Origin of the sequence: Tardiphaga sp. vice304 (genome assembly GCF_007018905.1) — a bacterium.
Lineage (GTDB): Bacteria > Pseudomonadota > Alphaproteobacteria > Rhizobiales > Xanthobacteraceae > Tardiphaga.
On the sequence record NZ_CP041402.1, the window covers coordinates 1,059,857 to 1,086,225 of the forward strand.

Genomic DNA, 26,369 nt, shown 5'->3' on the forward strand with positions numbered 1-26,369 from the left:
AATCAACTCCACGACACGCAATTATCACTTGCGTTATCGTCAGGCCGCGACAATCATCCCCACGCCGCGACCGCTAAATTGCCATCCTGATTGTCGCGCTTCCCATCCAGATTGACGCGCTACAACGGCCTCGATAAAAAGTCGGTTGTCCTTGCCGCTGCGGCCGGGATCGCTCGGCTTGCCGAGACAAAGCGGCTCCATCTTCGCCCATTGGGCGTCAGTCAAAACGAATCGGTCCATCCACAGCTTGAATCACAACCAAGCCCGGGTGGGAATCCTGAATCCCAACAGGCCCTAGTTGACGGAATTAGTCGTCATAATGAATTAGCGTGCGGCCCGGCGACTTGAGCTGCATCAGGAATGCTAGGCGCTCTTGGTGTCCGCTCGGGGATGGGGGGGTGGTGAAAACTCACAGGGTTAGGGGCATCGGACCAGTTAGGGTAGTTCACACGCGAAAAGTTGGTTTTTTTAATCTCAAAAGCCCACTTGCTAAGCGGAATCTGCAACCGACCATTCACCGAAATTAATGCAAAAGCCACCTGAGCGGGAAACGGCCCTAGAGCGCGTTGACATTTTTCATCGTGTCCAAATATGCGCGCTGACGATTGATATCATCGACATGAATGCTCTAGGTGTTTCTTCGTAGCGCGTTGCGATGCGCCTGAAGTGTTTGAGATTTAGGAAGAAGCTCTCGATGAGATTTCGCTCGCAATTTAACGCGTGGTGGCGTTGAACCTGTGGCGACGTTTTTCTGGGCGGAATGACTGCGATAGCGTCTCGCTTGATGATGGCGTCCCGCAGCGCTTTCGAGACGACACCTTTGTCGCCGAGGACATGCCCGGCCGGTAGATCGGCGATGAGAGCCGCGGCCGCGGTGTAATCGCTCGCTTGCCCCGGCGAGAGAATGAAGCGCAGAGGATTGCCCACCGCATCGACCACCGCGTGTATCTTGGTGGTCAGCGCGCCGCGTGATCAGCCAATCGCACGAGCTTCAGGCCCCCCTTTCTGCCCGCCGCATGTTGGTGCGCCCGGACAATAGTCGAGTCGATCATGATGTATTCAAAGTCCGGAGCGTCGCTCATGGCGGCGAACAACCGGTCCCACACGCCGCTTTTGGACCATCGCGAGAAGCGCACGAACACGCTGTTAGCCTTGCCAAAAACGTCCGGCAGATCGCGCCATGGCGATCCGGTCCGGGCCAGCCAGAGAACCGCTTCAACGCAAAGACAGTTGTCAGTTCCGCTGCGACTCGGATCTCCCGCCTTACCCGGCAAGTGCAGAGCTATCCGTTCCCATTGATCGTCCCGTAGAGACAGGCGAACCACCGGCATTCAACGCTCCCATCCGAAAAGGAGCTTGAATCAGATTTGCGAGTCCGTGAGAATGCTGAATGTCAACGCGCTCTTAAGGCCAATGGCGACATTTTGAATGAGGCAACGAAACGGCCTTCGGCAACAATCTCGGATGCGGCAATACAGATTCTCATCTTGATTGTCGCGCCATAACAGCATGCATCTCAGAGGCTGACTGAAAAAGAAGCTGAGTGATTTCAGCCAGTTGTGATTCCTTCGGATTTGCGAAGATTCGAGGGAGAGCACGATGGTCTGGACTGAAATCACCCGCCGACACTATAGGCGGGCGAGCTTGCGATATGAAAGCGATACGACGGATGCCGAGTGGTTTGTGATGGAGCCGCTTCTGCCGCCTGCTTCGGCGCTCGGTCGCCCGCGTGCGACAGATATGCGAACGGTGATGGATGCGATCCTGTATATTGCGTCGACCGGCTGCCAATGGCGGCAGTTGCCCAAGGATTTCCCGCCCTACTCGACGGTGCAGGGCTATTTCTACGCGTGGTCGCGCGGCGGACTGTTTGCGTCGCTGAACTACACGCTCGTGATGGCCTCGCGCGAGGCGGCTGGCCGAGAGGCGAGCCCAACGGCCGGAGTGATTGACAGCCAGTCGGTGAAAACCACGGAAAGCGGCGGCCCCCGGGGCTATGATGCAGGTAAGAAAATCAAGGGCCGCAAGCGCCACATCGTCACCGACACGCAAGGAAACTTGGTCGGGCTGGTCGTGCACGAAGCCAGCATTCAGGACCGTGATGGTGCCCCGTGCGTTCTTGCTTCGATACGTTATCGCTATCCGTGGCTGCGCCATATTTTTGCCGATGGTGGCTATGCCGGAGATAAGCTGCGTCAAGCTTTGAAGCGCATCGGCAATTGGACGATAGAAATCATAAAACGATCCGACAGGGAGCAGGGCTTCGAAATCCTACCGCGCCGATGGGTCGTCGAACGAACGTTCGGATGGCTCGGTCGCTGCCGCAGATTGGCAAAGGACTTCGAGACCACAATCGCCAGCGCCGTTGCCTGGGCGTTCGTCGCTCACATTCGCGTCCTTATAAGACGGCTTGCAAAAGCCTGAAATCAAACGAATTCATTATGAGTCAGACTCTCAGGCTTGGGCCGCTCTTTGTAGCCGAAAGATCGGCTCTGGGGAGTTGCGAGTTAGCGCGCGGTCTGGACCGGACTTTCGACAAGGACGTGTCGGGCGGCAGGCAGTTTTTAATTGACCGTGGTCCCAAAACGGTTCAGGCACGAAGAAGTTGCGGTATTTTGTTATATGCAGAGCCGTCTGAGCCGTCCGCACTGCGGAGATCACCCAGGGCCTGATTATGACGTTCGCCGTTTTCAAACACTGACTAAACGGATGGAACCCCCTGGCCCATGGCTGAACTCGGCTTTACGACAGCGTCAGTTGACGTGACCAACTGCGACCGGGAGCCGATACACATCCCGGGCGCGATCCTGCCGCACGGCGCCATGCTGGTGCTGGACGCGGACACGCTGGAAATAATTCAGGCGGCCGGCGACACGTCCCGCCTACTGGGCGTTCCCCTTGGGGAGTTGCTCGGACAGTCGGCGGCTACGCTGTTCCGCCCCGACCAGATCGAGAACCTGCGAGGGCTGGCGGCCGCACTCGATCTCGCAAAGCCACGCCACCTCCTTGATCCGCAGATGCGCGTGATTACCGGTCTACCGCTCGACGCGAGCCTGCATCGCAGCGCCGGGTCGCTTGTACTCGAGTTCGAGGCCGCCCATCCCAGCGACCGGTTCGCGGCAGACCCGCTCGCCGGCGTTGAGGAAATGGTTCGCGGGTTCGATGAGTCGTCCTCGCTCAAGGCGTTGTGCCAGCTTGCCGCCGACCGGGTGCGGGACGTCGCTCGCTACGACCGCGTTCTGGTCTACCGGTTCATGCACGATGACTCGGGATGGGTCATCGCCGAGAGTATGGAGCCGCATCTCGAACCATTCCTGGGCCTCCACTACCCGGCCGCCGACATCCCCCAGCAGGCCCGAGCCCTGTATGTGAAGAACTGGCTGCGGCTGATCACCCAGGTCGACTATGACTCGGCGCCCTTGATCCCCGTGGTCAATCCACGCACGGGGGAGCCGCTGGACATGAGCCAGGCGATCCTGCGCGATGTGTCGCCTATCCATCGTCAATACCTCCGGAACATGGGCATCGACGCCTCAATGTCGATATCGATCATTCGCGGTGACAAGCTCTGGGGGCTCATTGCCTGCCACCACTACAGTCCGCGCATCCTGCCACGGCACTTGCGCGCCATATGCGAGCTGTTTGGCTCCATGTTTTCGCTCCAGCTCGAGGTTCGCGAGAAGGGAGAGCAGTTCGGTGAACGGTTGGCGAGCCGCATGATACTGCAGAACCTCATGCTCAACCTGGCCAGCGCAGACGATTACGCGGTCGGATTAACGAGGGAATCACCCAACCTGCTCGACTACATTCATTGCGGCCTGCTCTCCGCCGACGGAACGCGCCAGGGGGGCGTCGCGGTAAGCGTCAAAGGACAATTAACGTTTCTGGGAACGACACCCAGTCAGGCTCAAATCCTGTCCCTTGTGGACTGGTTGAATCCCTATGTCTCGAAGAATGACGGCGTGTTCTCGACCGATTGCCTGAGCGAGCTCTGGCCGCCTGCGAGTGCCTTCGCGGATGTCGCCTCTGGCGTGCTGGTTATCTCGGTGACAGAGGAACTGTCCGACTTCATCATCTGGTTCCGACCGGAACTCGTTGGCACATCCGAATGGGCCGGCGAGCCGACGAAGCTGGTCGAGAGTGGCCCCAACGGCGACCAGCTTCGTCCGCGCAAGTCCTTCGAGGTCTGGAAGGAAACGGTTTGCGGACATTGCCTTCCATGGACGCCCGCCGATCTCGATGCGGCGTTCGATCTGCGGGTCTCCTTGCTCCACGTGGTCTTGCGCCGGATCAACACGGCTGCGCTGGTACGCAAGCGGGCGGCTGAACGCGACAAAGTCCTAATGGCCGAACTAGACCATCGCGTGAAGAACACTATCGCCAACATCCAGGCCCTCGTTATCCAATCGAGTCGCAACGCAGAATCGTTGACAGGCTTCGTCAAAGGATTAGAGGGCCGCATCCTGGCGATGGCCAAGGCCCACAGCCTGCTTTCCGAGAGTCGCTGGGAGGGCGTGTCGATCGCCAGGCTGCTTCGCGAGGAGCTTAATCACTATGCCACTAGACATCGGGCGGTGAGCTTTGACGGGGTCGACATCGTACTGACGCCGAAGTCGGCGCTGTCGCTGTCGCTGGCGGTTCATGAGCTGGCGACCAACGCGGCCAAATACGGCGCGTTCACCGAAACCTACGGACATGTGGCGGTGGACTGGCGGCGGGCCAACGACGGTAGTGTCGAATTGTCCTGGACCGAGACGGGAGGACCGCTCGTCGAGCAGCCCAAGCGTCGCGGCTTCGGCACGACGCTCATCGAACGTGCGCTGGCGATGGAAACCGGCGGCCATTCGATTGTGCAGTACCTGCGCGGCGGCGTCGTCTGCAATATCTTGCTGCCTGCATCGTCAGTTTCTGAATCCGATGCGAACGTAGTAGATGGCGCGAGTGTACAAGCGCAACGCGTCCAGATGGCGGAAGTGCCGGCTGCGTCACCTCCGGAAATCTTCCGGATCCTTGTGGTCGAGGATTCGTTTCTTCTGATCATGACGATCCAAGCCATGCTCGACGACCTTGGCTGGGTGGCGGTCGGACCGGCGACACGGAAGGCCGAGGCGATCGCGCTGGCGCAGTTGGAGACGTTCGACGCAGCCCTCCTTGACGTTAATCTTGACGGTGAGACATCTTGGGACGTTGCAGCGATCCTGATGAGCCGCGGCATTCCGTTCGTGTTCGGCACCGCATATGACGTGTCCAGCGTGCTGCCCGACCACCTCGCGGGAAGTGCTGTCATAGCCAAGCCTTACGTCATTAGGGATGTCGAACAACGACTTAGGGAAGTGATAGCTATCAAAAGACGCCTGACAACCGCAGTTTGTTTGGCTTAACCCGCAGACCGCACCAAGTCGATGCTGCCCTAATTATAACGCGACAACCAAGATGAGAATCCTCATCTTGGTTGTCGCGCGGCACCATTCACGAGATTTTCAGTCTGCTGAAAACTGAATTTTGCAACCCTTCGATTCCTCCGTAACCCTCGATGATAATGGCACTCGATGCTCGCGTCCCGCTTTCATTCGCACTCCCGGCACAATCCAAATCCTCTGGTTCAAATCTATTTCAGACCATTTGGCGCCGATGACCTCGCCAGTTCGGGCGGCGGTCAAGATCGCAAATTCAAGCGCCTGAGCTGAAGCTCCGTCTTGCAAGCGAAGTGCATTCATGAATGATGCTAGCTCCGCAAATGGTAGAGCTGCATGATGCTTAACGCGCTGACCGCTGCTCCTGCACGTTCGAGTGGCCGCGCACCGGCGAAATCCCGGCGCCTTCGCGTCCGATGTTGCCTCGGAGCAGCAGCAGGTTGCCGAACATCGTGATGTTCTGGAAGCCACGGACGTGCTGGGTCAGACCCATGCCGTAGATCCCAATGACCCGCTCGGCTTTGACATAGACTAGGCGGCGCGTTCAATGTCCTGACGAGACAGCCCCGACGCCACTTCGATCTCTTCCCAGGACGTGTCTCGCACTTTGGCCTCGAATTCAGCGAGGCCGTCGGTGTGCTGCGCGATGAACGCAACATCCAGCACGCATTTGCCAAGCTGTTGGGCCGCGTCGTTGGCGGCGAACACGTGCTTGCACCTGCCGAGCAGCACGGCGATATCGCCGCCGACCTTGACCTGACGGTAAAGTCCGCACGCTTTTGGTGCTGGTCTGACCAATCCGTAGTAGCTTAGATTAAAATGACTCGCTTTTCTGGATGTGAGTCCTACGATGAGTAATCATCGACCGGAACCCGGCATTTATCGGTGACTGAGAGCCGGACTGAAAAAGAAGCTGAGTGATTTCAGCCAGTTGTGATTCCTTCGGATTTGCGAAGATTCGAGGGAGAGCACGATGGTCTGGACTGAAATCACTCGTCGACATTATAGACGCGAGGGCTTGCGGTATGAAAGCGATACGACGGATGCAGAGTGGTTTGTGATGGAGCCGCTTCTGCCGCCCGCTTCAGCGCTCGGGCGTCCACGTGCAACAGACATGCGAACGGTGATAGATGCGATCCTCTACATTGCGTCCACCGGTTGCCAATGGCGGCAGTTGCCCAAGGACTTCCCACCCTACTCGACGGTGCAGGGCTATTTCTACGCGTGGTCGCGTGGTGGAATTTTTGCCTCGCTGAACTACACGCTTGTCATGGCGGCACGCGAGGCTGCTGGCAGAGAGGCGAGCCCGACGGCCGGAGTGATTGACAGCCAGTCGGTGAAAACCACGGAAAGCGGCGGCCCACGGGGCTTTGACGCAGGCAAGAAGATCAAGGGCCGCAAGCGCCACATCGTCACCGACACCCAAGGCAATCTGGTCGGGCTCGTCGTGCACGAAGCCAGCATTCAAGATCGCGATGGCGCCCCGTGTGTCCTTGCTTCGATCCGCTCGCGCTATCCTTGGCTGCGCCATATCTTTGCCGATGGTGGCTATGCCGGAGATAAATTGCGCAAGGCGTTGAAGCGCATCGGCGAATGGACGGTAGAAATCATCAAACGTTCCGACACCGCGCAGGGCTTCGAAGTTCTTCCCCGCAGATGGGTCGTCGAACGTACTTTCTCGTGGCTCGGTCGCTGTCGCAGACTGGCAAAGGATTTCGAAGCGACAATCGCCAGCGCCGTTGCCTGGGCGCTCGTAGCTCACATTCGCATCCTTACAAGACGACTCGTAAGAGCTTGACATCAAACATAATCATTATGAGTCGGACTCTTAGAGAAAATGGCATCATTGACTATCGACGTGGCCGCGTCCGAACTTTGAAGTTGAAGTAGGTCGCCGCGCTGATCCCTGCCTTCCGGCAGATGTCCGCCATCGGCATGCCATCAGCGCCCTGTTTCAAAATGAACGCCTTCTGGGCCTCCGAAAACTTCGATGCCTTCATCGTTCTCCGCTCCTTGAGCGGACAAGTCTTGCATCACATGGATATTAAAAGTGCCCATCTAGACGACACTCGCCTTGCCTCCGGTTAGTCCTTTCATAACATCTGATGGGCGAACGACGGCGTTCGGCGACGGCTGTATTTCGATTGCAGGTTGCTGACAGTTCAGGGGGGTATCAAAATTTGCGCCGGGAGGGGCTCGGACCAGTTAGGGTGATCCGCACGTAAAAATTGCTTTTTAATTAGAAAAGCCTATTTGCCGGGTGGAATCCGTGACTGACCATTCAGCGTAACTAATACAAAAAAAGCCACCTAGCCTTTTGGCATGCCGTCGATCGCACTCTCCTTTTAGCGAAAGGCAGCCACCGGGCAAGTTGCAATTGGATTACGATCCTAACATCGACGGCATCGGTCCCTACATTTTTTTGGATGGCATCCAAGAGGTCGGCATCGCGTGGATGCTAGGCGGCTCAGCCCGCCGCCGCCGTGATACGGTCGCCGGCCGACCTCGCGCTCAGGCCGGCAGATCCCTGACCCGGGGCTGGTGTGAGCGGGCGGGCTGACCGGCACTGGTTGCGACCTGCATCCTTGGCATTGTAAAGCGCTGCATCAGTTGCTGCGATCAACTCCGCCGGCTGCCAATTGGAAGCCGGCACGACCGCAGCAATGCCGATACTGACGGTGATATGGGCTCCGTCGAGGGAGATGGCCTGGACCGCGCTTCTGATCCGTTCCGCCACCATCTGCGCACTTTCGATAGTCGCCTCGGGCAGGATGACTGCAAACTCCTCACCGCCATATCGCGCCGCGCAATCAGCCGCGCGCTGCACCTCGTGACGGATCGTCGTGGCAATTTGCTTGAGCGCCCTGTCGCCACCCTGATGACCGTAGGTGTCGTTGAAAATCTTGAAATAATCAACGTCGATGAGCAGTAGTGCCAGCGACGTCTTGTTGCGCTGGTTGCGCAGCCACTCGCTTTGCAAGATATCGTCGAACTGTCGGCGGTTGGCGAGGCCGGTGAGGCCATCCGTGATTGAGAGCAATGCAAAGCGGTGTTCGTCGGCGCTGCGCTTCCTCATCTCGCGGGCGAGCAGGATGGATGCACCTGCCGCAACAATGGCAAGCACCGCCATGGCGCTGAGGATCCAAGCCGCGTCGGACTGCCAAGGGTCATAGATGCTGGCTAGAGACTTGCCGAGCAGCGTCACCAGCGGCCCGCCACCGTCGCGCCACACGAACTGCCGGGGAACTCCGTCGACCGCACCGGGAGCTTCCAGCCAGCCTGTTTGCTCGCTGCGGATGCGCTCGACGCCGACGACGCCGCGCAAGTCCCGGCCAACCATGGCGATGTCGAACGGGCTGCGCATCACCACGAACCCATCCCTATGGATGAGCGTCAACGAGTCTTCCGGGCCTAGTTTTACGCGGCGGAACAGGTCGTGAAAGTAGCTGAGCCGGATCGACCCGACGACGACGCCGCCGAATGCTCCATCGGTTCCGGATATACGACGGCTGAGATAGACCGCCATTTCCCCTTTGGCATCGGCGGCCGGGTGGCTGACGAAAAGTCCTCCATTCTCGTCTGTACGATGAACCTGGAAATATTCGCGATTGACCGCTCTGTCAGGCGCGGGCTCCAGTGCGGATGAATCGATCATAAGATGCCCCGCGGCGTTGAACACTTTGAGCGGACCGAAATGTTTCGCGGTGGCTGCCTGGTCGAACAGGATCAGGTGCCGGATCGCCGGGCTGAGCTCGCCAATTTCCGGTATCATGATGTTGGTCACTACGGCGCGCAACGAGATATCGTAGACGTCGATATTCCGCCTGATATCTGCATCTAGGGTGGAGGCGAGATTCTCGCTGCTCTGGCGCGCCAGCTCCCATGCGGCCTTCCGCATATGCAGCAGTACATTCACGGAGATGGCAGAAAAGCCGACGACGACGGCGAGCATCGCTGTGACGATGAGGGTGGTTGTCCCGCGCCGGGGCGCGGACTTTTGGGTTTTGGCTAAAGGAAACATTGCCGAGGGAACTTTTCTTTAATGCAGAGCGATCAAATAAGGATCTGATCCGCAGAGTGCCGGATTGAATAAAATATTGCCTGCCTTTTCGTTTACGTACAATTACGGATCGACACCTGTGCTGTCATAAACAAGACAGCACAATCGGGCTCCGACAGGAAAAGGCCAATGGAGGCCGTTGCGGTGCTCTATAAGCGTCGTCCTGGCCCCACCTTCCGGTTGACGTGCTGATCTGCGATGTTGTGATTCGTTCGAACCGAAAGGCTTAGAATGGACACAGTAGATAGTGCTATCACCAAGCCGGTTCGGCGGCTGGAGGTGTTCACCGGTGCGGGACGCCAGCAGACACGGAGCGGCGAGGACAAGGTGCGGGTCGTCGCGGAGATCGAAGCCAGTGGCGACTCTGTTTCTGGAGTGGCACGGCGGCACGGATTGTCGCCGCAGCAATTATTTGGCTGGCGCCGGCGAGTCAGGGAAGAACGTCAAGCCGAAAAAGATATCATGCCTCGACCTTGAGCAGCTTGTCGACCGCGGCAAGCAATTCGGAATTGTCGAACGGTTTTGCCAGTGTCGCGTCGGCCTTTTTACGTGCCAGCATGAAAGCATCATCGGAGGAGACTTGGCTTCCGCCGCCGGAGATCGCCAGCACCCTCGGCCGTTTCGGCTGCTGTTCCAGGAACAGGATCACTTCCATGCCATCATGGTTCGGCATCAGCATGTCGGTTATCACGAGATCAAATTGATCGCTCTTGAGCAGCTGCAGACCGATGCCACCGTCATCGGCTTCGGTGACTTTATGCCCGGCGCGCTTCAATACGGCTGAGACCGTGCGGCGCACGCCCGCCATGTCGTCGATCAAAAGAATTTTAGCCATGGCTTTTCCTTTTCAGTGGGTACCGGTGATGGGGATGTAAAGCGTAAAGGTACTGCCGACATCGACAATGCTATCGACCGACAGCGCGCCATTCCAGTCGCGCAGCACCCCGTAAACCAGCGACAGCCCGAGGCCGGTGCCTTGGCCTATCGGCTTGGTGGTGAAGAATGGTTCCAGAATTCTTGCTTTGGTAATCGCGTCCATGCCACGGCCGGTATCGGAGACTGCGACTCTGAAATAAGCGCCTGCCTGGACTCCCAACGGCATCACCGAGCCTTCGGCCAGTTCCAGACGATCCGCCGCGATCGCGAGCGTCCCGTTGCCTTCCATGGCATGGGCGGCGTTGATTGCGAGATTGGTGAAGACTTCGACCAGCTCGGCTTCGTTGATCGTCGCAAGGCCGCAGACGTCGCTTTGGATAACCATATCCACCCGAATTCCCGGCGGAAGCAGCTTGCCGACGAACCTGCACGCGCGTTCCAGAACCGCACGAAAATCCAGTTGCAGTCGCTCTGGATTGGACTTGCGGGAAAACATCAAAATCTTGCGTACGATGCTTCGCATCTGTGCGCCACAGTCCAGAATTGTAGTCAGGTTTTCTCGGGTCTCCAACTGCTCGGTCGAACCCTCGACCGGTTGCGAATCCAGTTCCAGCTGAGCAAGGCCGATGACCGGCTGCAGGAGATTGTTCAGCTCGTGCGCCACCCCGCCGGAAACACGGCCCACCGCCGCGAGCTTCTCCTGCGCCTGGTCGGCCGCGTCGCGGCTGCGCAATTCCGATTCGGCGCGCCGGCGCTCGGTGCAATCCCGCACAATGGCGCCGGATGCGTTGCGGCCGTGCATGTCGATCCAATCGGCATGGGAAACTTCGATCGGAAAGCTCGTCCCATCCTTGCGCCACCCGATTCCGGCGTCAGGGCTTGTCGGAATGTCCAAGTCGATATCCAGGTTCTGCGACATGAGGGTTTTCAGGTTCCGGCCGACGGATTCACCGGGCTCGAACCCGAACATAGCCTCGGCGGCGCGGTTCAGGCTTGCGATACAGCCATCCGGATCCGCGGTGACCACCGCATTGCCGGTTGCATTCAGCAGGGCTTCCAGCCGCGCACCCTCACCCTGGAGGGTGCGCGTGGCGCGGCGTCCTTCGGACACTTCCTTGTACATCTCGCCCAGCGCCGCGCGAACTTCCAGCTCATGGATCACCTGTTCGGCGAGCGCCGTTAGAACCGCGGCATCGCGCGCAGTCAATTGCCTTGGCGCACGGTCGATCGCGCAGATGGTGCCGAGCGCAAAACCATCGGGCGTCACCAGCGGCGCGCCTGCATAGAACCGAATATGCGGATCACCGGTGACGAGCGCATTGCTGCGAAACCGCGGGTCTTGCGCGGCGTCAGGAACAACCATCACGTTGCTGCCACGAATGGCATGGTCGCAAAAGGCCAGCGTACGTGGCGTTTCCGGCAGGTTCAATCCATACCTGGATTTGAACCATTGCCGATCCGCGTCGATCAACGAAATGAGCGCGATGGGAACATCGAGCAGGAGCGCGGCGAGCTGGACGATACGATCGAAGGCATGCTCCTGTGGCGTATCTAGGATCTGATAACGATCGAGCACAGTACGCCGCTCAATTTCGGCAGACGCCGCGACCTCGTACTGCGGCTTCGTTTGCGATGCCGCGCTCATGCAGCGGCCGCGAGGCGAGCCATGGCGCTTTCCATGAAGCTTAGGTGCGCGTGATTGAGCAGCAGCTGGATCTGGCAGCCGGCAGCAACGCGATCGACGAAGCGGCCCTCCAGCGAACGTCCAAGCGAATCGATGCGCACTTCCAGCAGGGTTCCCGCGGCGACCTGCAACGGCCCGTCGAACAGAACCATGCCGGGCGAAACCCTCAGCACCCGGCCTGCGACGCTTTTCCCGCCCGCCAGGGCCGTGGCGGAAAGATTTACATCGAGCTGAGTCAACTGCCGGTCCTCACCGAGATCGCGAAGCGACTCCAGGAAATCCGTCACCTCCGCGCTCAGCGTTGCGGCATCCGCCGACAGCGCTGACGACGTATGCTTCACCTCGGCGGCATTGCCGCTGGTGTCGTCGACCGCGCCGCGCACCTGCCCCATGCTGCGGGTCACGCTGGCGGCGTTGGCCGTCACGTATTCGATGCTCCGCGCGATTTCCTGGGTCGCCGCGCTCTGCTGTTCGACCGCCGTGGCGATCGCCACCGCCGTTTCGTTGACGCCGCGGACTGTTCCAGAAATCCCCTGGATTGCCTCGGCGGCACCGGTGGTGGCGGCTTGAATCGAAGCGACCTGGCTTGCAATGTCGCTGGTCGCCTGCGCGGTCTGTTGGGCCAGCGCCTTAACCTCGCCGGCAACGACAGCGAAGCCTCGGCCGGCTTCGCCGGCCCGGGCAGCCTCGATCGTCGCGTTGAGCGCCAGCAGGTTGGTCTGGGCGGCGATGCTGTTAATCAGTTTCACGACATTGCCGATCTCATCAGCCGCCTGTCGCAATTGATCAACCTTCGCTACGACATCCTCGGCCTGCTGCATCGCAATACCGGAGCCGCGGGCGGACTCGGTGGACTGTCGGCCGATCTCCCCAATCGATGCCGACAGCTGCTGCGATGCCGCCGCTACCGTCTGGATCGCAAGCGAGGTTTGCTCGACCTCGCTCAGTACCTGTGTAGCCTGGCTACCCGTCGTCTGCGCGGCGCTTTCCAGAGACGTTGCCGTGCGTGACATATCGGCGGAGGCGCCGGACAGGGAATTAAAGGAGCCGCTCATGCTGCGTCCGAAGAAGCCGATCAGCTGGCTGATCTCCTCTTGCCTAACCTTCGACGCAGCCCGATCTGCGGCCTGCAGTTTTTCCAGCCGCTGTTTCTCGATTGCGTTGTGCTTGAAGACTACCAGCGCCGCCATGATCTCGCCGATCTCATCAGCGCGTCGCGGCACCGGCGTCTCGGCACCAAGGTCGCCCTGCGCCAGGCGATTCATGGTGACAATGCTCACCTTTAACGGACCCACCACGCTTCTGCGCGCGACGAGATAGCTGACGATGACCACGATCGAGATTACCGCCGCGATCGAATAGATGATCGTCCAGAACGTCTCATCGGCGGCCTTCAGGAATTCGGCCTTTTTTATTCCGACGTAGAGAATGCCCAGCAACTCGCCATTTTGGCCGAAGATCGGGTCATAGGCTGTCATGTAAGGTTCATCGAGAATTCGGACCTCGCCGCGATACGATACCTTTTGATCGAAGATCGCGCTGTAGGCATCGCTGCGCGCAAGTTGTGTCCCCACCGCGCGCATGCCATCCGGCTTCAGCACATTGGTCGCTATTCTCTGATCATTCATGAAGACAGTACAGCTGCCGCCGACTAAGTCCTTGACCTTGTCGACCATGGAAATATCGCCGTTCAGTACGTGGCCGTCAGCCATTAGCTTGCCGTCGACGAGGCTGAAATTCTTGCCGTTGGACCGGAGTACCTCCCATGCAACGCGCATGTTGGCGTCGACCCGCTCCCTAGCTGTAGCGATAGCGCCGCGTTTGAGAAAATATCCGGAAAGGCTTATTACGCAGACACCCAGCAAAAGGATGCCGGACACCGACAGAATTACGATCCGCGGGACCAAGCCTAATGTCGGGTTAAAACGACTTCTATCCGCCAACATATTCGAGTCCTTGAATGGTGGCTGCGCCGAAGCGAAACGTAGATAATCGCATTACGGACGCTGCGGCTCTGCGAGGCCGATAGTAGACGAATTTCGTTAAGAATCTTTGCTCTCCCATAATCTTACTGAATTTTGAATGCCTCCTAAGCACTCGACCGAGGTTTGTGAAAGCTGATTCGACAAGCCAAGGTTCGAGCGCCATGCGCGCTGTGGTACAATACGGATCGAGTTGGCTCCAATTATTTTCGTAGGACAAATCTAATTTCCAAAATCGCAATGCGTTATAAACGTGGGTCGAACCAAACCATTCTTGCTATTGATTGTAACTGTAACGTGCTCAGGTGCGCGCGTTCCGAATGCCGTCATGAGATTGAAATGTCACACTGAGGCTTCGCTGTCATGGCAGATATAATTGCATTATTTACGCTGGCATATTGCGTTGCATACTTTGTCTTATACACGATGCTGTTGCAAATATCTGGGCACCCTAGGGCTTCGTCGTACGCGGGACGAGTACAAGATGCGAACGTCCCTTGATGCAATAGAGGCGATTAGTATCAAGGGATCGCGCACTCAGCCGACACCAAAAAGTTTTGCGCGTGTCGCGAGCGGAAATATGTCGCCAGGAGAAAATGCTGTCGTATTCGTGAAAGCCAAAAGTAGATAATCCACGAAAACGCGCGTCCAAGTACGCGTCGGTGAGTAATAAGAACCGCCGCGCCAACGGTCGCCAGACCCGCGAAGCGGCTGCCTTGTACGGTCACGGTACTGTCCTTTTTACGAGTCGGCCGGCTGCGGGCATTGTGATCCCGATCAATAAAAAATCGGTGCCCGGTCGCGGGGCAACGACCGGGTACAATGCAGCCATCAGTAGCGGGGCACTGCCAGATGGCCGTAATGATAATCTTACGGCTGGCGCGCGAATTTGGATTTCGCGGCGGCAAAATTCTTTCGGCTAAGATGAGGCAAAATCTGCCCTGGTTGCTTGGAAGGATCAATGGGGCCGACGGCGCCCGAACTCCGACCGAGCTCACGGAGCCGTGATCGGAGGGGGCGATCCAACGAAGATTGAACCCCATACAATCTTCATGACGCAGCAAATCGAAACCGTCGCCGGCTCAGAATCAGCGGCGCTGAACGTTCATACTGGCGGTAGGCACCGCCTCGTCAGTTTGGCGGGGGCGGAAGCAACAGGCAACAGGCAGCGGGAGCGCTCCTAGGGCGTTTGCCGGGCTCGGCACCCAGATCGGACAGGCCTCGCGCCCAGCCCGCCGTTTTATCGGGCGGCTGCTTTAGCAGTCTGCTGAAAAACTCCTCGCGGCGGCGTTCATTTCCTGATTCAATTTGATCGAGAATCGGTGGAGGTCGGATGCGCGGGGTATTCGAGGATCAGGGCGGGCTGTTTTCATACATCTCGCCGGATGCGCGGGTGCCGCAGGACCACCCGCTGAGGAAGATCCGGGCGCTGGTCCGTAATGTGCTGGGCGAGATGAGCCGCAGCTTTTCCAGCCTCTACGCGAAGGAAGGGCGTCCCTCGATCCCGCCGGAGCAATTGCTCAGCGCGCTTCTGCTGCAGGTGTTCTATGGCATCCGCTCGGAACGCCAGCTGATGGAGCAACTGGACTACAACCTGTTGTACCGCTGGTTCGTGGGGTTGTCGCCGGACGACCGGGTCTGGAACCCGACCACCTTCACGAAGAACCGTGAGCGATTGCAGAACGGCGACGTGTTCACCAAATTCATGACCAGGTTGCTGAACCTCGCCGAGGTCAAGGCGCTGTTGTCGGACGAGCATTTTTCGGTGGACGGCACGCTGATCGAAGCCTGGGCCTCCCACAAGAGCTTCCGTCCCAAGGACGGCAGCGACGGCGATGACGGCACCAACTTCCACGGCCAGACCCGCAAGAACGATACCCATGCCTCCACCAGCGATCCCGACAGCCGGCTCTACCGCAAGGCCGCCGGCCGCGAGGCCAGGCTCTGCTACATGGGCCACGCCACCATGCAGAACCGTAATGGTCTGGCGGTCGCCGGCATGGTGACGCATGCCAGCGGCACCGCCGAGCGTCGCGCCGCGCAGGTGATGCTCAAGGCAAAGGCCAGACAGGCCGGCCGCCGCATCACCGCTGGCGCTGACAAGGCCTATGACACCGCCGATCACGTCGCCAATCTGCGCGCCATCGACGTGACGCCGCATGTGACGCAGAACAATGCAATCGGCAAGATCGGCCGGAGCCGTCGCAGCGCCATCGATGAGCGAACCACCCGCCACGAGGGCTACGGCATGTCGCAGACCCGCCGCGCGATGATCGAATGCATCTTCGGATGGGGCAAGCAACACGGCACGATGCGCAAGACCAAACATCGCGGCATCGGCGCCGTCGCCGCCGACTTCATGCTCAACCTGATCGCCTACAACCTGATCCGCATTCCAAAACTGCTCGTTGCATAGCCACGTCGCCGTCCAGGCGACCACGCACAACGCCGATCAGCCAACTACACCACTATCACGCCTGTCGATCGGACAGGAAAATAGACCAGTTTCTGGTTTTTTCAGCGGACTGTTAGAGCCGTACTACCGAAGAAGAGGACAAAAAAGGGCATCGGCGCCAGCTCATATAGCAATGACCCCTTGGTGCCCCCCGTTCTACTGCCAGCCGCGCTGATTTACGCGGAGAAGGTTCGATCCCAGTTCCTCTCCCTCCGCCACCGCCGCTGCTCTCCCAACGCTACCCGTAGCTAAAGGCGCCGAAAAGCCCAATAAAAACAGGCCCCTTAGAATTTGTGCCGTACGAGAGAATTGCCTATTTTCCGAGATGTGAGGCTGGAGACGGCGTTTTTCTCCAAAGCTTCGTAGTGCGGCGGTTTGGTACGGTTTTCGGAGGCAGCCATTTAAGGTGTTTTCAGCTGCGGTCTCGCTGACGGTTCGAATCCCTGTCGGACAAGCGAGAGCACCCGAATTGCAATTTGCTAATTCGAAATCGGATCCTCCCGCCTCAGCTGACAAGTGCAGGCATTCGGCCAGGCCGATCAATGAGCCGAGAAAGGCCCCCATTTGATCGATGATCTGCCCGCGGACTTCGTCTGGGATACGATTCCAGACGCGATCCGGTCGTGAGCGATGGTCCGTCAACGCCGCCAGCCCGCCCTCACGGTAACGGCCATACCAGCGATAGAAAGTGGCGCGCGGAATGCCGAGCTTGTCCAGCGTGCGCTTGGCGGGCAGATGCGACTGCTCGACCAACTCAATGATCTCGGCCTTCTCGGACGCGGGATACCTCATGCCTCGTCCTCCCCATCCCCGATCATATTTTTTTTAAGCAGACGGTTCTCGAGAGTGAGATCGGCCACCACCTCCTTCAATGCGGTGGCCTCACGACGAAGATCCTTCACCTCGCCGGGTGTTGCGGCGCGCGCAGTGTCACCGGCCAATCGACGTTTGCCGGCCTCCAGGAACTCCCTGGACCAGCCGTAATACATCGAGGCGGCGATGCCTTCCCGGCGGCAGAGCTCCGAGATGTTCTCCTCACCACGCAGCCCCTCCAGGACTATGCGGATTTTCTCCTCGGCCGAATAATGCCGACGCGTCTGGCGCCGGATGTCCTTCAGAACTTGTTCTGCGGGCGCTTTGCCCGGTCCGGATTTCTGTTTCATCTTCGCTCCTTACGGCTACGATGAACCAGAAATCCTCCCTTCGTGAAGTCCTTCAATTTGTCTCAAGGGTGCTGACGGGGAACAAGGCCGACAGGCGAAATCTTCGTGCTCCAAGGACACGGAAAAGGCGAGACGCGGGTGCTGAAGTTCGGTACGGGGAACGTTGGGGCATCCCCGATCCCGATGGTGATTTTGGCTCCCCGCCCATCGATGTCCGCAAGGCGCGGCTCTGCGATATCGTTCAAGAGACCGGCGCCAAGATGATCCATTATCTCTATGACTTCAGCGACAGTTGGGACCATGTGATCAAGCTTGAAAAATGGCTCGACAACACGACAACAGAGGGACTTCCCCTCTTGCTCGAGGCCGCCGGTCGTTGTCCTCCGAAAGACGTCGGCGGTGCGCCAGGCTATGCCGAATACCTCGATGCCATCAGCGACCCCGCACATCCGGAGCACGAACATATGCGCATCTGGGGCCCGGAGCGGTTCGATCCCAACGTCATCGACCGGGAGACGCTCAAGGCCGCCGTCAACGCATTGTCTGGAATTTGGAAGCCGCGCCGGCATAAGCTGCGATCAAAATAGGCGTCAACCGCGCGAATGAGTCCCACGCGTCGTTCTGCTCGAATGGGCCGCGTCCGATGTGAAGGTGCGGAGATCGGCTGGATAACATCCCGGAACTTGCGGGCTGGCGGTTTGATCCAGGGAATCAACTCCCTGAAATCTTGCGCAACGGGGCGCGTACCCTGCTCGTCCAGGCGGTAGAGGCCGAGGTCGCAGACTTTCTCGGCAAGCATACCGATTTGAAGACCGCGGACGGCCACCAGCGGATCGTGCGCTACGGTCACCTGCCGGAGCGCGAGGTAATGACCGGTATCGGTCCGGTCGTCGTCCGCCAGCCGCGTGTGCGTGATCGCGAGGCAGGCGCTACCGACCCCGCCCGCATCAGGGTCTCGCCGTCGATCCTGCCGCCCTACAAAGTCCGTATCGCTTTACACCCCAGCCCACAACCGATTTTCAACGCAGTTTCAGGCAAATCGAGCGGCAAGTGTGATGTCAATGCTGATTCCTGTCCAAGCCGCCCATCATAACGAGATGATGTTGCCCGCCGTAACGGAATGATGCCGCCCAACATAACGAGATGATGCCGCCCACCGGAACGGAATAAAGCCGCCCGGGGTCTGGAATGGCGACGAGTGCCTCCGCTGGCCTGTTTAGGGTCCCTCCTTTGGCAATCCAAGGGAGCGATGATGCCAGCGGAAAGAGTTGCGATGCGCCAAGTGCGCGAGATCATTCGTTTGAAGTTTTCCGCCGGTGTTTCGACGCGGGAAATCGCGCGTCGGCTGGGCATAGCGGCCTCGACGGTGCGCGAGACGTTGAGGCGTTTCGAGGGCGCCGAGCTGGGTTGGCCCTTGCCGGACGGCATGAGCGACGGCGACCTGGAGGCGGCGCTTTACGCTAATTACGGGACCAAACGGGGCCATCGCCGCCACGCCGAGCCGGATTGGCTGACGGTTCATCGAGAGCTGAAGCGCAAGCACGTCACCCTGGTGATCGTCTGGGATGAATATATCGCCGCCAATCCCGGCGGCTACAGCTATTCGCAATTTTGCGAGCTCTATCGCGGCTTTGAATCGAATTTGTCGCCGACGATGCGGCAGACGCACGCGGCCGGCGAGCGGCTGTTCGTCGATTACGCCGGCGATGGGGTTCCGGTCGTCATCGACCGGCTCACCGGCGCGCTCCTCGACCGCCTCACGCATCACGTCCATATCCTCGAAATGAACGGTGATAGCTTCAGGCCCGCTGACTCCAGGCGCCGGACACGCCGAGCCCGGCCTGAACCGCCGGCGGACGCAACCCCTCAGGAGTGAGACGCGACAAGCAGGAAGGCCCCCGATCGGGGGCCTTCCTGCTTGCGTCCATGCTGCACTTTTAATCCGGCCAGCCGCAGTAAAATCTCTCCGGCGTTGACACAGCGAAATGCTACATGAATATGCAGCCACTCTATCAACAGCAGCAATCGGAAATCGAAGCCGTCGCATGATGAATGTGCGAAAGATTCTGGACACTACCAGTCGAAACGCTTCAGTCTCATATTTGTGGGGAACCGGATGACAAAAGAAACTTTAGGCGATTCAAGGTTCTTTCGTCGAAGCGGTCCCCACACACTTGCAGATATTGTGAGTATGGCACGCGGTATTGCAGATGATCGTGAACTATTTTTCGAGGGTGTGGCGCCTCTGCAATCGGCCGGCCCGAGTGAAGTGAGTTTTCTCGAAAATCGACGTTACTCTTCGGCCCTTGATGATACGTTGGCGGGTGCGGTGATTGTACATCCGGATATGGCGGCCCGAGTACCAAAGGCAACGGTCGCAATCTTAACGACCGAACCTTATGCTGCCTGGGGGCGCGTTACGTCACTGTTCTATCCCGAGCCACCGCTGTTTCCAGGCATTCATCCTTCCGCAATCGTGGCAGAGGGAGCTCTCGTCGATCCATCGTCGGAAATAGGACCGCTGTCTGTGATTGAGACCGGGGCAGAAATAGGACCTGGCTGCCGGATAGGACCTTGTTCTGTCATTGGAGCCGGCGTAATTGTCGGTCGAGATTGCCGGATTGGCGCACATGTGAGCCTAAGTTACGCGCTTTTGGGAGCACGCGTTTGCGTCTATCCGGGCGCAAGGATTGGACAGGAAGGTTTCGGCTTCGCCTCTACGAAGGATGGATTTATTTCTGTCCGTCAACTCGGTCGCGTGATCATTGAAGACGATGTCGAAATCGGTGCTAATACGACGATTGATCGAGGATCGTCGCGAGATACGGTGATTGGTGCCGGCTCTCGTCTCGATAACCTTGTACAGATTGGCCACAATGTTGTTCTCGGCCGATGTTGTGTAATTGTCGCACAAGTGGGTATTTCGGGTTCAACCCACCTTGAAGATTTCGTCCGCGTTGGGGGGCAATCAGGTATGGCCGGGCATCTTAGGATCGGTCACGGCGCGGAGATCGGTGCGCAGTCAGGAGTTATTTCGAATTTGTCTCCTGGCGCTAAAGTTCTTGGAAGTCCTGCACAACCGATAAAGGACTTCTTTCGACAAATCGCTGCGATGAAGAAATTGGCAAAGCGATAAGATGAGGCTGCAGATGGGCAACACAATTGACTCCCTGTGTTTCGGCGTGGAGTCTGGACGCCGATCGGCGCCGGGGTCACCGTTCCCACATCAACAACATCAAGACTTTAGATCCGCGCGGGCGACAACTACGGGGTCAAAGTTCGATCAGCATTCACAGTGGGCGTCTGAGATCACCAGCTGTACGCCGCGCAAACCGCGTCGGGCCTTCGATTTGCCTTTCGAACCGATCGATTTTGCGTCGGCTCGCCTTCGGCGCTCGTCGGCTGGGCCATCAGGCCCGCGGGCCAGTCCCGCCTCGTCTCCGGAACATTCCTAGCGCCGTCGCCGATGATGGCCCAAGCCCTAGCGGCTGTTCTGCAGTCCGGTCCTTCCGTAGTTTACCTCACGATTTTGTGACTGAACTTCGGTTTGGGAACGTGAAGCTCGCGCGTGAATTGGTCTGTCAACCAAGGAGATGAATATGCGCATATCGCTATTCGCAGGAACTGCTGTTCTTGGATTAGTGGCCCTCACCGCGCCCGCGTCCGCTATGCCGGTCGCAAAGATGGCTCCCGTTGTAAGCAGCAAAGCAGGTGTCGTCCCGGTGTATCACCGCCGCTACTATGGTGCCCGCCGCCACTACCGTCCCCGCTACGTATACCGTAGCTACGATTATGACGATAGTTATCCGGTCGTCCGCTCCTATCGATATGGCGGCTACGGCGGGAGTCCGTATTACGGAGGATATGGCTCCGGCTACGGATACGGTGGTGGATATGGCGGTGGCTACGGATACGGCGGTGGGCCGAGCATCGGATTCAGCTTCGGTGGCTTTTAAATCAAATCATTGATAGACCCGCAATCAGCAGAACCCGTCGATTTGACGGGGTTTGTTTTTTTGACTGCCAACACGCCGATTGCGGTGCTTTTAGTAGTTGAGGTCGGTCGGCCGTTAAAATCTCTGTACGACCTCCTACTGAAGCTCCGGTTTTCGGGAGGCTGTTTAGTTTAAGTCATGCCGCCATGTCCGACGCCAAGGGCGCTGATTTTGTGAGTGGATCTCGCCAGATCTGAAAGGAGCGAGACCAACTCCTGGCTATCATTGGCAATGATTCGCGGAGGCGCCTCAATGAGCCTAACCCAGTCAAAATCCTCGCCGACGGATGAGCATGCGAGACGGATTGCGCAGGCGATCGCCAAGGGTCGACCGCCCCCCGTTCAATGATGCCTTCGATCGGTACTGCGAAAGCTTCCCACGCGAAATCTTTGCCGCCTTCACGGGCTCGCCACATGCCTCCAGTTGGCCAGGATGAGCCGCTTGCGATCGGTTATCTGGGCCTCGCGCTTGCCGGCATCCCCGAAGCGCGCGGAGCCGCGGTTCTTTTCCTGCTCGATCCAAATTCGACTATGCGCCGCGCGGTTGCCGGAGCGCTCGGGCAGGTCGCCGCTTCGCTGACGCCGACCGAGGTTCGGCGGCTGATCGCGATGCGCAATTGGCGGCCCGAGAACGAGCGGGCCGAAGTCGATGCGGTCATCCGCAAGGCGCGGGCGGCCGGGATCGATTGCGCGACATGGGATGGTGGCAGCATCAAGGCAATTGTCGTCACCGGCGTCGACGGCGCCACTGCGCAGGGATTACTGTTGATATCCCCGGCCGGACGGAAAGAGCGGATCTCGGCGGTCCTGACCAAAGGCGGGATTGCGGATGCCTGGAGTGGCGAACCGGAATCGCGGCGCCAGATCGAGATGAGTCTCCCGCTGCCGGGATGGATGCCCCTACGCTTGCCGTGTCCCGATCTTATCTCGATCGCATCGCGCCGCAGATCCTGCTCGCCCATCATCTGAAGGCGTTGAAGCTGCCGACGTTCCTGCGGGAGTACGACAAGGTCGCCCGGCTGTGTGCGGCTGAAGGCGTCGACCATCCGCGTTACCTGATGCGGCTGGCCGAGATGGAGATGATTGATCGCGAGCGACGTATGGTGGAGCGCCGGATCAAGGCGGCGCGGTTCCCGACCGTTAAAAGCCTCGACAGCTTCGACTTCCTGGCGTTGCCATCGCTGAACAAGATGTTGGTGCTGGAACTGGCGCGCTCGGACTACGTCGAGCGGCGCGAAAACATCATTGCTGTCGGCAACAGCGGCACAGGCAAGAGCCACATCGCGCTCGGGCTTGGCTTGGCGGCCTGCCAGAAGGGTCTATCGGTTGGCTTCATCACGGCGTCGGCTCTGGTCCACGAACTGCTCGAAGCGCGCGACGAAAAACGGCTACTGCGTCTTCAGCGTCAGCTCGCCGGCTACAAGCTGCTGATCATCGACGAACTCGGCTATGTACCACTCTCTGTGACCGGGGCCGAGCTGCTGTTCGAGGTCTTCAGCCAGCGCTACGAGCGAGGCAGCACGTTGGTCACGAGCAATCTGCCGTTCGACGAGTGGACGTCCGTGTTCGGCTCCGAGCGGCTCACCGGCGCGCTCCTCGACCGCCTCACACATCACGTCCATATTCTCGAGATGAACGGCGACAGCTTTAGGCTCGCCGACTCCAGACGCCGGTCACGCCGAGCGCGGTCAGAACCGCCGTCGGACGCAGCCCCTCAGGAATGAAACGCGACAAGCAAGAAGGCCCCCGATCGGGGGCCTTCTTGCTTGCGTCCGTGCTGCACTTTTACTCCGGCCAGCCGCTGTAAAATCTCTCCGGCGTTGACACAAGGTGCTGTCTGGTGGATTCCCGTTACCGGCTGGAGCAAGTCCAACAGACGACATCGCTCTGAGATGCATCGATCCTTTGGGACTTTTGCGGTGGAGCTTGGACCATACCGGAACCTGGTCATCGACGCCGTCGCGAATGAGCTCGATCGCGCCCATGCGCGGGAGTATCTCGACGACTTTCGGGACGAACTGGTCTGGCTGGCGATTGGGAAGCCGACAGGGGCTCTGGGCGAGGTAGAGTCCGACTATATCCCAAAGTCGGATTGGGTCGAACATGTTGTGATGTTCTCCACTCAAGCGACTGCACCCAGAGCCACAGGTTTCACCGTCAGATTCACACGTCAGCGTCCCAGTATGACGGCCCAACTGGTTGTTGAACCCGTGTTAGCCAACGGAAAGCGGCCGGATTTTCGGCTGCGTTTCAAGGTCTCCGCCTCTACAGCTGCAGAGGAGCTCGAAGACAATCATGATATGGCATGGGGATATCGCCCATCAATCTTCGGAAACCCGCCCGGGCAGCACTCCGGCCTCGTAATGGATGCGAAGTTCCGCACGCGCTGGAATCGTGGGGAACTTGCCGACATGCTGAGGTTGCTGGTCGACACCAAGGACTATGGTCAGGACGGCGACCGCGTCTTCATCCTCCATCCTGCCAAGGGGGCGGCGGGCGCTTTGCCCGGTACGGATTTCCGTTCCATCTTCGCTCCTTGCTGCTACGATGAACCAGAAATCCTCCCTTCGTGAAGTCCCTCAATTTGTCTCAAGGGTGCTGACGGGGAACAGACTGAGACGACCAAAAGAGTTGCGCCTCGTTCAGTAGTTATTGACCAATCCCCGGCTGCATCGTGCCGAGAATACTGACTGTTAGAAGAACTATGACACCAAGCGCTTGCTCGGCTAAAACATGTCGTCGCAACTGCTGCAGCATCTCACGGCCCCCGCCGTAGCAAGCGCGAGCCGACACACCGGGGACGATCCAAAAGCGGTTGGCTGCAGCCAGCAGGAGCATGCCAGCGAACAAGAAAATCTTCGCCAACAGTAGCCGCCCATAACTTGTATCAAACAAGTGGTCGATGGAGCCGACTAAAAACCAAGAATTTATAACTCCCGAACCAATGAGCGCCGCTACTGCTGCGTAGCCGACGTCCGAAAAATGTATGGCGGCGTCCTCAGCCTCTTTGGCTGCCGATGTCGAATGTAACAGAACTGATCTTGATACTATGTACCCGAGCGGGATCAATCCACCAAGCCACGCACCTGCAGCGAGAAGATGAATGCCGTCCGCGATAACGTGCACAGCGTATGAAAACCCGTCCTCGACTTGCGTGTGTCCCACGCCAGCCAAGGTCGCCAGGAACAGAGCAGACAACCAAATACACGTCCAATTCGGAGTCTTCGCCGTCGTCGTCGCGACGATCACGATTACACACATGAGCGCAATGCGAAACAGCGATATACGCCCGAAGGTTGTATCGACCAATACCGTCCATAATGAGGACGAATCCACCAAGCTGCTAAACGTCCCTGTTATATTGGTAGTGACGAATGCAAATATTAGTAAAGCGCTGACAAGTGCAGTTCAGGCTATCCATTTGATCGACTGCCGCAACCATTCAGACGAGCTATCCGGCGGGCGCGCACCGAAAGCGGAATATGTATAGACGGGAAAAAGTGTGAGACCAAAAAGCAGTAGGGCAGCGCTGTAGTGAAGGAAACGCCCAGCCACGACTGCGAATTCAATCATCAGCGGTTCACCTTGAACGAATAGTTGCCCTCAACGCGGTGTGTATCCTCAGACACCACCCGCCAATTCACGGTGTAATTTCCAACAGGAAGTTTTGTCGGAAGCGGAACAACCAGCTGTTTTTTGGAAGCACCTGAGGCTACGGCTCCGATAGCTACAGCTTTCCCACCTGCATCTTTGAGATCTACCTGAGAGAACTTTGGCGTAACACCCTCGTTGAAGCTGAGCTGCAACTCTGTCGGTGATACATCGACGGACCCACCTTGAGGTGGGACACTCACTTGCAGTTTTGGATGAGCCGCGGCCGATCCGATGAAGGCTGGCCCAGCCGCGAGAAGCACGAGCGTAACAATTAGTTGGGAATGTTTCATTTATTTTTTCCGAGAGGAATTCAAACGCGAGAACGCGGCCGACGGCTTGGCCGGGCGCGTTCCTGTGCTGGCATTGACCTTATCGAACGCGACAGTATTTCACGCCCTCATCGTCGACGACGCATTCCGGTCGCAAGCGAGAACTGTCTCGATAACGTGATTCACGATCGCGGCCGCGATATCCATCATCCCGTTCCATCTCACGATCATCGCGTCGGTTGCGGCTACGGTCTACTCGATCTTCTCGATCAGATCCGCGACCAACATTTTTGTCTTCGGAGCTCGGGCATTTACACATGTCCCCGCGACCGTCTTTATCAGCGGCCTTCAATTCGCTATCGGGCCGATATTCGGTACCACGCGGTTTTTCCGATGCACCGGGCGCCGAATCTTGCGCAAGTTGAAACGAATATTGGCCTTCGACCCGGTGTGTGTCGTCTGAAACCGCGTGCCAACTGACCGTATATCGACCAGGGATTAGGCCGCCTGAAATCGGGACGATGAGTTGCTTTTGATCTTTTGGATCCGTAGCCGGCACTCCTGTTGCGACCGCCTTGCCTGCTTCATCCTTTAATTCAATTCCGGAAAACTTTGCAAGCACGCCCTCGTTGAAATTCAGTTTGATCTCTTTTGGGGCGGGGTTTGTCGATACGTCTGGCGCGGGAGAAGACGATTCCAACTTCGGATGGGCGATTGCAGCGTTTGCCGTCGTCAATATGGCGAGCGTTGCAAACAGGCCGACCGTTTTCGCGAGGTACCGCATTTCGTGAAGTCCTTTCAATAAAAAAATGGGCGTC

Annotated in this window: 17 protein-coding genes and 8 pseudogenes; 12 read left to right on the forward strand and 13 right to left on the reverse strand. The window is 58.4% G+C overall.

The window, feature by feature from the left end:
* Positions 1–120: 120 nt before the first annotated feature.
* Together FNL56_RS28130 and FNL56_RS05045 are read right to left on the reverse strand one after the other, a co-directional pair.
* A pseudogene (locus FNL56_RS28130) lies at positions 121–240 on the reverse strand (IS5/IS1182 family transposase); the annotation flags it as partial.
* A 336-nt stretch (positions 241–576) separates the two neighbouring features.
* A pseudogene (locus FNL56_RS05045) lies at positions 577–1,331 on the reverse strand (IS5 family transposase).
* A 268-nt stretch (positions 1,332–1,599) separates the two neighbouring features.
* Between FNL56_RS05045 and FNL56_RS05050 the strand changes: the two are divergent.
* Both FNL56_RS05050 and FNL56_RS05055 read left to right on the forward strand, forming a co-directional pair.
* Positions 1,600–2,424 (forward strand): IS5 family transposase, encoded by an 825-nt coding sequence (locus FNL56_RS05050; protein ID WP_143577461.1) that lies wholly within the window; start codon positions 1,600–1,602, stop codon positions 2,422–2,424.
* 302 nt (positions 2,425–2,726) lie between these two features.
* Positions 2,727–5,381: an HWE histidine kinase domain-containing protein gene (locus tag FNL56_RS05055; RefSeq protein ID WP_143581807.1), complete on the forward strand. Its 2,655-nt coding sequence runs from the start codon at positions 2,727–2,729 to the stop codon at positions 5,379–5,381.
* Between the two features lie 99 nt (positions 5,382–5,480).
* On the opposite strand, the gene FNL56_RS28950 is transcribed toward FNL56_RS05055, so the two are convergent.
* Positions 5,481–5,885, reverse strand: coding sequence for a tyrosine-type recombinase/integrase (locus tag FNL56_RS28950; RefSeq protein ID WP_441351269.1), 405 nt, complete (start codon positions 5,883–5,885; stop codon positions 5,481–5,483).
* Positions 5,767–6,179 (reverse strand): annotated as a pseudogene (locus tag FNL56_RS05065) (FdhF/YdeP family oxidoreductase); the annotation flags it as partial. The pseudogene FNL56_RS05065 and the gene FNL56_RS28950, both read right to left, overlap by 119 nt.
* Before the next feature lie 208 nt (positions 6,180–6,387).
* On the opposite strand from FNL56_RS05065, the gene FNL56_RS05070 reads away from it, so the two are divergent.
* Complete coding sequence (locus FNL56_RS05070) at positions 6,388–7,212, forward strand: IS5 family transposase (protein ID WP_143577548.1); 825 nt, start codon at positions 6,388–6,390, stop codon at positions 7,210–7,212.
* A 76-nt stretch (positions 7,213–7,288) separates the two neighbouring features.
* On the opposite strand, the pseudogene FNL56_RS05075 reads toward FNL56_RS05070, so the two are convergent.
* Positions 7,289–7,414 (reverse strand): annotated as a pseudogene (locus FNL56_RS05075) (transposase); the annotation flags it as partial.
* Between the two features lie 467 nt (positions 7,415–7,881).
* Positions 7,882–9,366: a GGDEF domain-containing protein gene (locus FNL56_RS05080; protein ID WP_246661621.1), complete on the reverse strand. Its 1,485-nt coding sequence runs from the start codon at positions 9,364–9,366 to the stop codon at positions 7,882–7,884.
* 339 nt (positions 9,367–9,705) lie between these two features.
* On the opposite strand from FNL56_RS05080, the gene FNL56_RS05085 reads away from it, so the two are divergent.
* Positions 9,706–9,951, forward strand: a complete 246-nt coding sequence (locus FNL56_RS05085; RefSeq protein ID WP_143577555.1) for a transposase — start codon at positions 9,706–9,708, stop codon at positions 9,949–9,951.
* Here the strand turns inward: FNL56_RS05085 and FNL56_RS05090 are convergent.
* Genes FNL56_RS05090 through FNL56_RS05100 form a run of 3 tightly spaced genes read right to left on the reverse strand, consistent with a single transcriptional unit; the run spans position 9,935 to position 13,980 of the window.
* Entirely contained in the window at positions 9,935–10,309 is a 375-nt protein-coding gene (locus tag FNL56_RS05090) for a response regulator (RefSeq protein ID WP_143577554.1), read from the reverse strand. The genes FNL56_RS05085 and FNL56_RS05090 overlap by 17 nt on opposite strands.
* Positions 10,310–10,321: 12 nt before the next feature.
* A complete protein-coding gene (locus FNL56_RS05095) occupies positions 10,322–11,995 on the reverse strand; it encodes a GAF domain-containing protein (protein WP_143581809.1) in 1,674 nt (557 codons plus the stop codon).
* Complete coding sequence (locus FNL56_RS05100; protein WP_143577552.1) at positions 11,992–13,980, reverse strand: methyl-accepting chemotaxis protein; 1,989 nt, start codon at positions 13,978–13,980, stop codon at positions 11,992–11,994. Before FNL56_RS05100 ends, FNL56_RS05095 begins: the two co-directional genes overlap by 4 nt.
* A gap of 1,369 nt (positions 13,981–15,349) precedes the next feature.
* On the opposite strand from FNL56_RS05100, the gene FNL56_RS05105 reads away from it, so the two are divergent.
* Positions 15,350–16,432 (forward strand): IS5 family transposase, encoded by a 1,083-nt coding sequence (locus tag FNL56_RS05105; RefSeq protein WP_143578797.1) that lies wholly within the window; start codon positions 15,350–15,352, stop codon positions 16,430–16,432.
* A 606-nt stretch (positions 16,433–17,038) separates the two neighbouring features.
* On the opposite strand, the pseudogene FNL56_RS05110 reads toward FNL56_RS05105, so the two are convergent.
* Positions 17,039–17,634, reverse strand: a pseudogene (locus FNL56_RS05110) (transposase); the annotation flags it as partial.
* Positions 17,635–17,654: 20 nt separating this feature from the next.
* On the opposite strand from FNL56_RS05110, the gene FNL56_RS05115 reads away from it, so the two are divergent.
* The 7 genes and pseudogenes from FNL56_RS05115 (at position 17,655) to FNL56_RS27940 (ending at position 24,201) form a co-directional block, all read left to right on the forward strand.
* Positions 17,655–18,221 carry a plasmid pRiA4b ORF-3 family protein gene (locus tag FNL56_RS05115; protein ID WP_143577550.1) on the forward strand — a complete coding sequence of 189 codons (567 nt, stop codon included), beginning with the start codon at positions 17,655–17,657 and terminating at the stop codon, positions 18,219–18,221.
* A 77-nt stretch (positions 18,222–18,298) separates the two neighbouring features.
* Positions 18,299–18,622 (forward strand): annotated as a pseudogene (locus FNL56_RS05120) (IS256 family transposase); the annotation flags it as partial.
* Positions 18,623–18,907: 285 nt separating this feature from the next.
* A pseudogene (locus FNL56_RS05125) lies at positions 18,908–19,450 on the forward strand (helix-turn-helix domain-containing protein); the annotation flags it as partial.
* A 300-nt stretch (positions 19,451–19,750) separates the two neighbouring features.
* Positions 19,751–20,770: a UDP-3-O-(3-hydroxymyristoyl)glucosamine N-acyltransferase gene (lpxD, locus tag FNL56_RS05130; RefSeq protein WP_143577549.1), complete on the forward strand. Its 1,020-nt coding sequence runs from the start codon at positions 19,751–19,753 to the stop codon at positions 20,768–20,770.
* A gap of 1,203 nt (positions 20,771–21,973) precedes the next feature.
* The gene (locus FNL56_RS05140) at positions 21,974–22,597 is read left to right on the forward strand and encodes a hypothetical protein (protein WP_143577546.1); all 624 of its coding nucleotides are present in this window, start codon (positions 21,974–21,976) and stop codon (positions 22,595–22,597) included.
* The gene (gene istB / locus FNL56_RS05145; protein WP_143581811.1) at positions 22,519–23,352 is read left to right on the forward strand and encodes an IS21-like element helper ATPase IstB; all 834 of its coding nucleotides are present in this window, start codon (positions 22,519–22,521) and stop codon (positions 23,350–23,352) included. The genes FNL56_RS05140 and istB overlap by 79 nt, the downstream gene beginning before the upstream one ends.
* A gap of 195 nt (positions 23,353–23,547) precedes the next feature.
* Positions 23,548–24,201, forward strand: coding sequence for a hypothetical protein (locus tag FNL56_RS27940; RefSeq protein ID WP_210245468.1), 654 nt, complete (start codon positions 23,548–23,550; stop codon positions 24,199–24,201).
* Between the two features lie 76 nt (positions 24,202–24,277).
* Here the strand turns inward: FNL56_RS27940 and copD are convergent.
* The 3 genes and pseudogenes from copD to copC (FNL56_RS05165) all read right to left on the reverse strand — a co-directional run.
* Positions 24,278–25,021: pseudogene (copD, locus tag FNL56_RS05155) on the reverse strand (copper homeostasis membrane protein CopD); the annotation flags it as partial.
* 179 nt (positions 25,022–25,200) lie between these two features.
* Positions 25,201–25,572, reverse strand: a complete 372-nt coding sequence (gene copC, locus FNL56_RS05160) for a copper homeostasis periplasmic binding protein CopC (RefSeq protein WP_143578801.1) — start codon at positions 25,570–25,572, stop codon at positions 25,201–25,203.
* A gap of 79 nt (positions 25,573–25,651) precedes the next feature.
* Entirely contained in the window at positions 25,652–26,335 is a 684-nt protein-coding gene (gene copC / locus FNL56_RS05165) for a copper homeostasis periplasmic binding protein CopC (RefSeq protein ID WP_143577571.1), read from the reverse strand.
* Positions 26,336–26,369 lie beyond the last annotated feature (34 nt).